Source organism: uncultured Mobiluncus sp., from assembly GCF_947087965.1.
Taxonomy (GTDB): domain Bacteria; phylum Actinomycetota; class Actinomycetes; order Actinomycetales; family Actinomycetaceae; genus Mobiluncus.
This window is the reverse complement of record NZ_CAMUES010000002.1, coordinates 421,520-431,187: the sequence shown is the minus strand read 5'-3', so window position 1 is coordinate 431,187 and position 9,668 is coordinate 421,520. Positions and strand designations below refer to the sequence as shown.

General features: G+C 54.5%; 8 protein-coding genes and 1 tRNA gene. 8 read left to right on the top strand and 1 reads right to left on the bottom strand.

All coding sequences use genetic code 11. The features are described 5' to 3' along the window. Positions 1-111 precede the first annotated feature (111 nt). The 8 genes from argR to Q0V70_RS03895 all read left to right on the top strand — a co-directional run bounded on the left by argR (position 112) and on the right by Q0V70_RS03895 (position 8,906). Complete coding sequence (argR, locus tag Q0V70_RS03930) at positions 112-612, top strand: arginine repressor (protein WP_297588590.1); 501 nt, start codon at positions 112-114, stop codon at positions 610-612. 112 nt (positions 613-724) lie between these two features. Beyond that, positions 725-1,864 carry a M20 family metallopeptidase gene (locus tag Q0V70_RS03925; protein WP_297588587.1) on the top strand — a complete coding sequence of 380 codons (1,140 nt, stop codon included), beginning with the start codon at positions 725-727 and terminating at the stop codon, positions 1,862-1,864. Between the two features lie 35 nt (positions 1,865-1,899). Further along, a tRNA-Arg gene (locus Q0V70_RS03920) sits at positions 1,900-1,975 on the top strand. 465 nt (positions 1,976-2,440) lie between these two features. Further along, the gene (locus Q0V70_RS03915) at positions 2,441-3,964 is read left to right on the top strand and encodes a basic amino acid/polyamine antiporter (RefSeq protein WP_297588585.1); all 1,524 of its coding nucleotides are present in this window, start codon (positions 2,441-2,443) and stop codon (positions 3,962-3,964) included. Positions 3,965-4,205: 241 nt separating this feature from the next. Then, positions 4,206-5,459 carry an arginine deiminase gene (locus Q0V70_RS03910; RefSeq protein WP_295028787.1) on the top strand — a complete coding sequence of 418 codons (1,254 nt, stop codon included), beginning with the start codon at positions 4,206-4,208 and terminating at the stop codon, positions 5,457-5,459. Positions 5,460-5,652: 193 nt separating this feature from the next. Continuing rightward, on the top strand, positions 5,653-6,654 hold the full coding sequence (gene argF / locus Q0V70_RS03905) for an ornithine carbamoyltransferase (protein WP_297588582.1): 1,002 nt from the start codon (positions 5,653-5,655) through the stop codon (positions 6,652-6,654). Positions 6,655-6,656: 2 nt separating this feature from the next. After that, on the top strand, positions 6,657-7,616 hold the full coding sequence (arcC, locus tag Q0V70_RS03900; RefSeq protein WP_297588579.1) for a carbamate kinase: 960 nt from the start codon (positions 6,657-6,659) through the stop codon (positions 7,614-7,616). 324 nt (positions 7,617-7,940) lie between these two features. After that, positions 7,941-8,906 (top strand): acetylxylan esterase, encoded by a 966-nt coding sequence (locus Q0V70_RS03895; RefSeq protein ID WP_366126596.1) that lies wholly within the window; start codon positions 7,941-7,943, stop codon positions 8,904-8,906. Here the strand turns inward: Q0V70_RS03895 and Q0V70_RS03890 are convergent. Continuing rightward, a complete protein-coding gene (locus Q0V70_RS03890; protein ID WP_297588573.1) occupies positions 8,903-9,613 on the bottom strand; it encodes a hypothetical protein in 711 nt (236 codons plus the stop codon). The genes Q0V70_RS03895 and Q0V70_RS03890 overlap by 4 nt on opposite strands. Positions 9,614-9,668 lie beyond the last annotated feature (55 nt).

Below are 9,668 nucleotides of genomic sequence, written 5' to 3'. Positions count from 1 at the left end.
GGGGGGCGAAACCCATTTAAACACCCACCCCAACTAGAGAACCCCACCAACCCGGTGTAGGTTAAAGTTTACAGTGAGTGAATTCCAGTTTTATTGGGGGTTGATTTGCCTATGACCGACGACGCTTTAACCCGAGTCGTTCCCTCGAAGACGACCCGTCACGCCGTGATTACCCGGCTGCTGCAAGAAAACGTGATTCGCTCCCAACGGGCTTTGCAGAATCACCTGAACGTCCTGGGTTTCAACGTGACGCAAGCGACTCTCTCGCGCGATTTGGAAGAACTATCAGCCACAAAAATTCGGGATCGTGACGGAAACCTGCACTATTCCCTGGTTCCCACCGAGGGCGCGGGGGAGAGCGCCAAACCGCTTAACGGCAGTCTGGACTACTGGGTGAAACAGTTTTTGCTGAAGTCTACCCGTGCTTGCAATCAAGTTATTCTGCGCACCCCCCCGGCGGCGGCCTCCCCTCTGGCCTCCATCATTGACAAGGAAAACCTAGATGGAGTCCTGGGCACGATTGCGGGGGATAACACCGTCCTGATTATCTGCCCTGACGAAGAATCAGCCCAAGCACTTCACGAACTTCTGCTCTCTATCTCAGGATTGTAATAACTCTCCCAGAACCGCAACTTCGCAGCTTATCCTGACTAGACTAGCAGTGAGGCTCGCCAATTAATTCTGCGGCTGAGCGTAGTTAGCGGACAAGAGGAACCTTGGAACGATGCAAAAAAGCAACTTGAAACTGGTGACAGAGCTGCGCCACGAGCTGCATGCTCACCCCGAAATCTCCGGGCAGGAAGTTGAAACTAAGCGCAGGTTGATGAGCTTTCTAGCCGAACACACCTCCTTTGTTATTCATGACGAAGGCAGTTGGTTTTGGGTCAAGATTCCAGGAACGGATCCCGCTCAGCCTTCCATTGGTTTCCGTGCGGACTACGATGCGCTGCCCATTGCAGAAGATTTGGATTTGCCTTACGCCTCTCAGAATCCTGGGGTGTCGCACAAGTGCGGTCATGATGGGCACAGTTCGTCCCTGGCGGGACTGGCTGTGGAGTTGGAAGGGCGCGACGTGCCCTCTGACGTTTATCTCATCTTTCAGCCGGCCGAAGAAACCGGGGCTGGAGGTTTCCCCAGTTCGCGGCTCATCGGGCGGGAAGCAATCGACCAGATTTACGCTTTCCACAACTGGAGCGGAATACCCCGCGGCTGCGTGGCTCTGAAACGGGGCGTGTCGCAGTGCGCCTCGCAAGGGTTGAGTCTGGAATTTAAAGGTATCACCACGCACGCCAGCAACCCGGAAGCGGGGTTAAACCCCAGCGAAACGATTGCCCAGCTGGTTCTCTACGTTATGGATTTGGCGGGCGTGGCGAGACTCGACAATCCGCATTCCAGTTTTAAGGGTTTTGTGTTGGCCACGGTGGTCGGCATCGAAGTCGGTCGTAAAGATTTTGGCATCTCGGCGTCCCACGGAGAGCTGAACCTGACCTTGCGCGCCGAAAACGAATCTGACCTGGCCAAGCTAAAGAGCCTGATTTGCGACGAGGCCTCCCACCTGGCGAAACAAACTTCCCTGTTGCTGTCCATGACTGACTGCGACGTATTTCCAGAGACTTGCAACGATGACGCGGCAATAGACCTGGTTGCCGCCGCCGCGCAACGTGCGGGGTTGCCGGTCGTGTACCTGGAAAAGCCCTACCGGGCCTCGGAAGATTTCGGACATTACTTGAAGCTCGCCAGCGGAGCGATGGTCTATATCGGCAATGGGCAAGATTGGCCGCCACTGCATACCTCTGCCTATGACTTCCTAGACAGTAACCTGGAAGTAGTCGTGGATTTGTGGCTGGCTATCCTGGGATTTTGATATCAGGAAAGGCTTGTATTAAACTTGTACGCGAAGCGCTCGTAGCTCAATGGATAGAGCATCTGACTACGGATCAGAAGGTTGGGGGTTCGAGTCCCTTCGGGCGCGCCACTAAATGATTTCCACCGTCTCGTCGCGGTGTCGTTTTCACATTTCCTGGTTTTTTTAGTCTGTTTGCGTGTGTCAGCGCCAGCAATGCATGCGCAACCCGTGGAATAACTTGCCAGGCACAGACTCAAGTACCCCTTAAAGCCTGACGAAACGAACAAAAACCCACTCACCTTGTGCAGCCAGAGCCCGACGCTTGTGCAGCCTCTCGAGCATGCAACCACCCCGAAACCGCCTACTGTAACATGAAAATATATGCATTCTCTAAATACGGAGTACAGGGGGGACAAAGAAGGGTATACGCATAATTATTCAAATTCGGAAATCCCTCGATTTACGTGTGAACAGGTAATACAATGAATTAGTGCGAAAAACAACAGATGTTTTTAGGGCAGCGGCGATGGGGCGCATACCCCGAGAACGCTGTTTTCGAGACCGCACACTTCACTCCATATAGAAGGGTAAAGAATGAGCAACGACAATGCTGTTGCGGAAACAGAGGAAGTTAAGCTTCCTCTATTCCCGTTGATTGCTTTTGGTATAGGTTCCATGGTTGGAGCGGGTATCTTCGGGATACCGAGCCAGATGGCTGGCAAAGCGGCGCCGGGGCCGCTGTTGATAGGTTGGTTGATTACCGGCATCGGCATGCTGATGCTGGCTTTCGTGTTCCAATCTTTGGCAACGACTCGTCCAGACATCACCGGTGGTGTTTATGGCTACGCTCGGGAAGGTCTGGGCAACTTCGGCGGCTTTATGTCAGCCTGGTCATACTGGTTATCGGCTTGGGCCGGCAACCTCTCTTACATTGCCTTTTTCACGTCAGCTCTGGGCGGATTCGCGGTATTCTCTGGCTTGATGCAAGGAGATTCCGTTTCTATCGCGGGGTTGATTTTCGGTTTGGTCTGCCTGTGGTTGATTCACTTCCTGATTTTGGCCGGTATTCGTACCGCAGCGTTTGTGAACACGATTGTTACCGCGGTTAAGATTATTCCGATTGTTGTCTTTATCATCTGTGCTGCTGTGGCTTTCAAGGTCGGTTTCTTTACGGCTGACTTCTGGGGCAACGTGGTGCAGGTTGGTTCCGAAGGCGAAGAAGCCGGGCTCGGCCCGGTCATGGCTCAGGTCTCCCGCATGATGCTGGTTACGGTCTGGGTGTTCATTGGTATCGAAGGTGCTTCGGTGTACTCCACTCGTGCCAAGAAGTCCAGCGATGTGGCTAAGGCTACGGTTATCGCTTTCCTTACCGTGCTGGCATTGCTGGTATTTGTCAACGTCCTGTCCTACGGTTTGATGGCACAGCCCGAGTTGGCTGGACTCGCCGATCCGTCTATGGGCGGTGCGATGGCGGCTGCTGTCGGTCCCTGGGGCGCTGGATTCATCAATATTGCAGTGCTGATTTCCGTGGCTGGCGCTATGCTGACCTGGGTTATGCTGGCCTCCGAGATTCTGTTCGTGCCGGCAGCTGACCACAACATCATGGCAGCTTTTGGCAAGACGAACCGGAAGGGTTCCCCGACAGTTTCTCTGTGGGTGACCAACATTGTGTCTTCCATCGTTTACATAATCATGATTTTGGGCTTTGCCTCGAGCTACACCGACTTGATTACTATCGCGGCTTCGCTGATTATTCCGTGCTACGTCATTTCCGCCGTCTACCAAATCATTCAGACCAAGAAGGGAAACAACGAGGCGGAAGGCGTGAAGTCGTCTAAAGGCTACCGGATGTGCGTCGGCGTCATCGCGACCATCTACACAGTGTGGTTGCTGTGGGCTGGCGGCATCGGGCTGCTGTTCCTCAACGGTTTGCTGTGGTTGATTGGCTCTCCGCTGTATTACAAGGGCCGTAAGGAACAGTATCCTGACCAGCCGGCATTCCAAGGCAAGGATAAGATTTTCCTGGGCGTGGCTATAGCCTTCACAGTACTGCTGATTATCTGGGTCATCGTATTCAAGGGTGACTTCATCAGCGCTATGTTCTGGAACGGTCTGTAAAGACTATACCGACAATTGAATCTTGCGTTTTCTTTGGCGATGGCTCGGTGAGGCCATCCGACCGACCCGAGCCATCGCCAAAGAAAGTCTCATGAAAAATAACTTCATATTCATACAGCCTGAGGACCAAAGGGGTTTTTTTAGGCTCGGTTCGTACACTTGTATTGATGACTAAAAGTCCTCGCGCCCCAGGGCGACAGCGTGCGTACCAAACCAACGATTACGTTAGGAAGGAATCAATATGAACAACAAAGTTGGCGTTTACTCTGAGGCAGGGGTTCTGCGTACTGTGATGGTTTGCAGGCCTGATTTGGCACATAAGCGGCTGACTCCTGAAAACTGCTCGGACCTGCTCTTCGATGATGTCTTGTGGGTCGAAGAAGCACAGAAACACCACGATGACTTCGTGGCTCAGATGAAGGCCCGCGATATCGAAGTACTCGATATGCAGGTCATGCTGGGTGAAATCCTGGATAACAAGGAAGCTCGCAAGTTTATCTTGGATCGCCGCGTTGCCGACGACATGGTCAACCCCATTGTTGCCAAGGACTTCCGTGATTACTTCACGGAAATGGACTCCAAGGAACTGGCACGTTACCTCATCGGCGGTATCAACCTCGACGAGATTCCCGATGAAGTCGGCGGCGTGTACAAGAAGGCTGTGACCCCTGACGGTTACAACCTGGACGACTGGATCTTCAATCCGCTGCCCAATACCCAGTTCACTCGTGACAACTCCGCTTGGGTGTTCAATGGTGTGTCCCTGAACCCGATGTACTGGCAGGCCCGCCGTCAGGAGACCCTCCTGACCCACGCTATTTACCAGTACCACCCGCGTTTCGCTAACGAGGACTTCAACATCTGGTTCGGCGCTGATCCCGACAAGAAGTGGCACCCCAACACCTTCATCGAAGGTGGCGACGTGATGCCTCTGAAGGACGGCGTGCTGCTGGTCGGCATGGGCGAGCGTACCTCGTTGAACGCCACTACGGAGCTGGCCAAGGAATTGTTCGCCAAGAAGGCTGCTGAGCGCGTCATCGTGGCGCGTATTCCGCGGACTCGTGCAGCAATGCACCTGGACACCATCTTTACGTTCTGCTCCGAGGACGTCGTGAATGCTTACCTGCCTTACATCGACAACACCTGGACCTTCTCGCTGCGTCCTGATGAGTCCAAGTCCAGCGGCATTGATATTCGCCGCGATGGCACGAAGCTGGTCGATACCTTGAACGAGGCGCTGGGTGTGAAGTTCCATGTCTCCCCCACCGGCGGCGACTACTTCAACGTCGAACGCGAACAGTGGAACGACGCGAACAACACCCTGGCTATTGCGCCGGGTGTCGTGATGGGCTACCGCTCCAACATCGAGACCAACAAGAACCTGCGCAATGCTGGTATCGAGGTGCTCGAGATTGACGGCGCCGAACTCGGCCGTGGCCGCGGTGGTTCGCGCTGCATGAGCTGCCCGATTGCTCGCGACCCGCTCTACAAGTAGAGCCACTCGTAAGCGGTTATAAGTTTCCCCTCCGGGCTGCCTCGGAGGTTATCAACGGGGCAGCCCACGGGGGGTATGTTTTTTCTGGCCGGCAGCCGTGACCTTTTCGGTGCGGCACCGGCCAGAAATTCGGAGAGATACTCTCCGCACATTACCAATCATTACGAAAACACCAATTTTGAAAGGAAAACCCATGACTGATTTTCACGGTCGTCACTTTTTGAAAGAACTCGATTTTACTCCTGCTGAGTGGTTGGAGTTGCTCGAGTTGGCTGCTGAGCTGAAAGCCGCGAAGAAAGAAGGTCGCGAAGTTCAGTACCTGAAGAACAAGAACATTGCTCTGATCTTCGAAAAGACCTCGACCCGTACCCGCTGCTCTTTTGAGGTAGCAGCCTATGATCAAGGCGCTCACGTTACCTATCTGGATCCGTCCGGCTCTCAGATGGGTCACAAGGAATCTATTGAGGATACTGCTCGAGTGTTGGGCCGTTTCTATGACGGTATTGAATACCGCGGCGATTCTCAGCACAAGGTGGATGTTTTGGCTGAGATGTCAGGCGTGCCGGTGTGGAACGGTTTGACTGATCAGTGGCATCCCACCCAGATGTTGTGTGACATGCTGACTATGCACGAGCAGAGTGGTAAGCCGTACAATGAGATTTCTTTTGCTTACGTTGGCGACTCCCGTTTCAATATGGCTAACTCCCTGTTGATTTCTGGCGTGATGCTGGGAATGGACGTGCGGATTGTGGCGCCGAAGGAGCTGTGGAATGCTCCGGAGATTATCGCTAAGGCTGAGGAAATCGCTAAGACAACCGGCGCCAAGATTACCCATACCGAGAGTGTCGATGAGGGCGTGAAGGGCGTCGATTTCGTTTACACGGATATTTGGGTTTCGATGGGCGAGCCGAAGGAAGTTTGGGATGAACGCATCAAGTTGCTGAAGCCTTACCAGGTGAATGCTGATTTGATGGCAAAGACTGGCAACCCCAATACCAAGTTCCTGCACTGCTTGCCGTCTTTCCATGACCGTCACACCACTATTGGTGAGGATATCTACCAAAAGTATGGGTTGGATGGTATGGAAGTCACTAACGACGTCTTTAATGGCGAGTGCTCCGCGGTGTTCGATCAGGCGGAAAACCGGATGCACACGATTAAAGCCGTTATGGTGGCGACGCTAGGAGAAAAGTAGATATGCGTATAGTTATTGCTTTGGGCGGCAACGCCCTGCTGCGACGCGGAGAGAAACCAGATTCCGCCACGCAGATTGCTAACGTTGAACTGGCGGTGCAGCAACTTGCTCCCCTGGCGGAGGAACATGAAGTGGTTATTACCCACGGTAATGGTCCGCAGGTTGGGGTGTTGGCGTTGCAGTCGGCTAATGATCCGAATCTGACCCAGCCTTACGCTTTCGATACTTTGGGTGCACAGACCCAGGGCATGATTGGCTACTGGCTGTTGCAGTCCTTGCAGAACAACCTCCCGGGACGTCAGGTGGCTTCTTTTGTAAACCAGACTCTGGTTTTGGCTGGGGATCCTGCGTTTGATAATCCGACCAAGTTTGTGGGTCAGGTTTACAACAAGGAAGAAGCCGAAGAATTGGCTAAGTCTCGTGGCTGGGTGATGAAGGCTGACGGGGAGTATTTCCGTCGGGTCGTCGGGTCTCCGAAACCACAGCGTGTGGTGGAGACGCGATTAATTCGCCGGATGCTCGATGTTGGTGCTGTCGTGGTTTGCGCGGGCGGTGGCGGTATCCCCGTCATCCGTAACGAGAAGGGCAAACTGCAAGGTGTCGAGGCTGTGATTGATAAGGATTTGACCGCCGCGACCCTGGCAGAGCATCTGGATGCAGATTTCTTGATGATTCTGACCGATGTGCCCGCTGTGATGGAGAACTTTGGTACTCCTGAGCAGAAGGAAATTCATCGCGCTAGTCCCGCTGCGATGCGCGCGGGCGGTTTCCCTGCTGGCTCTATGGGGCCGAAGGTGGAGGCAGCCTGCCGTTTCGTGGAGCTGACCGGCGATGTCGCCGCGATTGGGCAGCTCAGCGATGCTCAAAAGATTATCGCGGGCGAATCCGGCACCATCATTACCCCAGGTGGGAACTATGGTGGACCCGATGACATCAGCCAACACAGCTACAAGAAATTGTAAATGTAGAGCGATAGCTCTATTGCCTTTCGGGACTACGTTCAATCAACGTATTCCGGCATTCTGTAGATGATGTGTTCGCGGGGAAGCGAGGAGCTTCCCCGCGAATCATTTTTACAGCCAGACCTCATCATGGCGGGAGCGGCTAGGCCTCAAAGCAGCTGACCGGTCACCGGAGACAATCGCGGGCAAATACGCCCCCGTAAACGCCTTAAATCGGGGAATTTCAAAATGTTTTGCGCCGCGATGTCCGGAATGTTCCTCGAGAATCAAGCCGGGGGCATAATGGTTTTGGTCAGCCGTATTTTGGCGAATGTAGGGAGGACGATGCTAACCGACATGGAGAAAAACGCACTCGAGACGTTTAGGCCACAGGTCCAGATGCCCGCAGATTTCGTGAGTTTCTGGAGTAACACGCTACAGGAATCGCGCCAGATTCCAGCACTTGCTCAAATGCAGCGTGTCGATAGCCCGATAGAAACCCTCGAGTTCTACGATGTGACTTTCCCTGGATTTGCCGGTGAAAGCATCAAAGGCTGGCTGGCGGGGGCGCCTGGATTTACGAAACGCGAGAACCAACCCCTTATCGTGGAATACCTCGGCTACGGGGTGGGACGCGGGGTCCCCGGAGAACGCATGTTTTGGCCTTCTGCCGGTTACGTGCATCTGATTATGGATAGCCGCGGTCAAGGCGGAGACTGCGGCACCGGGGGAGCCACCCCAGACCCGCACCCCGCTCCTCCACACGCCTTCGGATTCTTTACCCTGGGCGTCGAAAACCGCGAAACTTATTACTTTCGCCGTCTCATAACTGACGCTTACCGAGCCATTGACGCTGCCTTGACGCTAAACTTCATCGACCCGCGGCGAGTTTTTGTGGCTGGAGCGTCCCAAGGCGGAACCTTGGCGGCCTGTGTCGGAGCGCGGCACGAGGGCGTGAGGGCGGTACTGTCGGATTTGGCTTTGGGTAACGTGATGTATGGGGTTGGTCACAATGACCATATGCCATACCGGGAGGTGCAGCGTTATCTGCGAGCCTACCCGGACCGATACGACCAGGTCGAAACCACCCTGTCGTATTTTGATGCCGTGAATTTTGCGCGCCAAGCCGTGCACCCGGCCTATTTCTCAGTGTCACTCAGCGATGAATACGTGCCTCCCGCCTGCACCTACTCAATTTTCAACGAGTGGAGCGGAGAAAAGTGCATGGAAGTGTATCCCTTTAACGAACACGACGACCCGAACCTGCACCACCTGTTAAAGCAACACGCCTGGTTGGAGCAGTTCCACTAACTTTCCGCGGCGTCCCAATCTGGGGCGTGCGCTGAAAGTGGAGGTCGCCAATCGGGCACCGATTGCGGACTTGCCAGCAGGGCAATCTGGGCATTGACGCCCTTGACTGTGTCCAGGGCGAGTTTACGCCCCGAGAAAAACCCGATGGCACCGCCGATACCCAGGGGGATAAAACGCCCGACAACGTGTCCCGAAAGTTTTTTAGAAATCTTTTTCCCGGCAAACTGCGCTAAGGCCTTATTGACCGAACTCAGGGTCGCGGATGCGTTATCGGCAACTTGTGCACGCGCCCAGTTCCAGACACCGAATCCGGCCTGGTCATAGACCAACTTGCTGGCCTCATCGCCAAGTATCGCCGAGAGAACCAAAGTCTTGCGGGCCTCCAAGTTTTGGGTGGGAATGCCCGAAAGCCGCGCCATCGTCAACACGTAAAGCGCCGTGTTGGCGGCAAATACGCTCAGCTCCACCCCGGTTAAAGCGGCCCCAATAGCCAGCCCGGAGCCGGGAACCGCGGCTCCCGCTCCCACGCCTGCGGAAGCAGTTTGGGATACCCGCACGTAGCGCCGTGTCACCAGGTTCATCAGCGCCGGCGTGGAAATGCCCGGGTGTTTATCCAGTAGCCGAGCAATCGTCCACTCAATATGCCGTTCCGGTAGGGCCAATACGGCATCCAGCAGGGCATCGGTGTCTTGGGGTAGTTTCTGCATATAACCAATCTATCGCGGTGAGCACAATTTCTCGCGAGGGGGCAGTTTGTCGAGG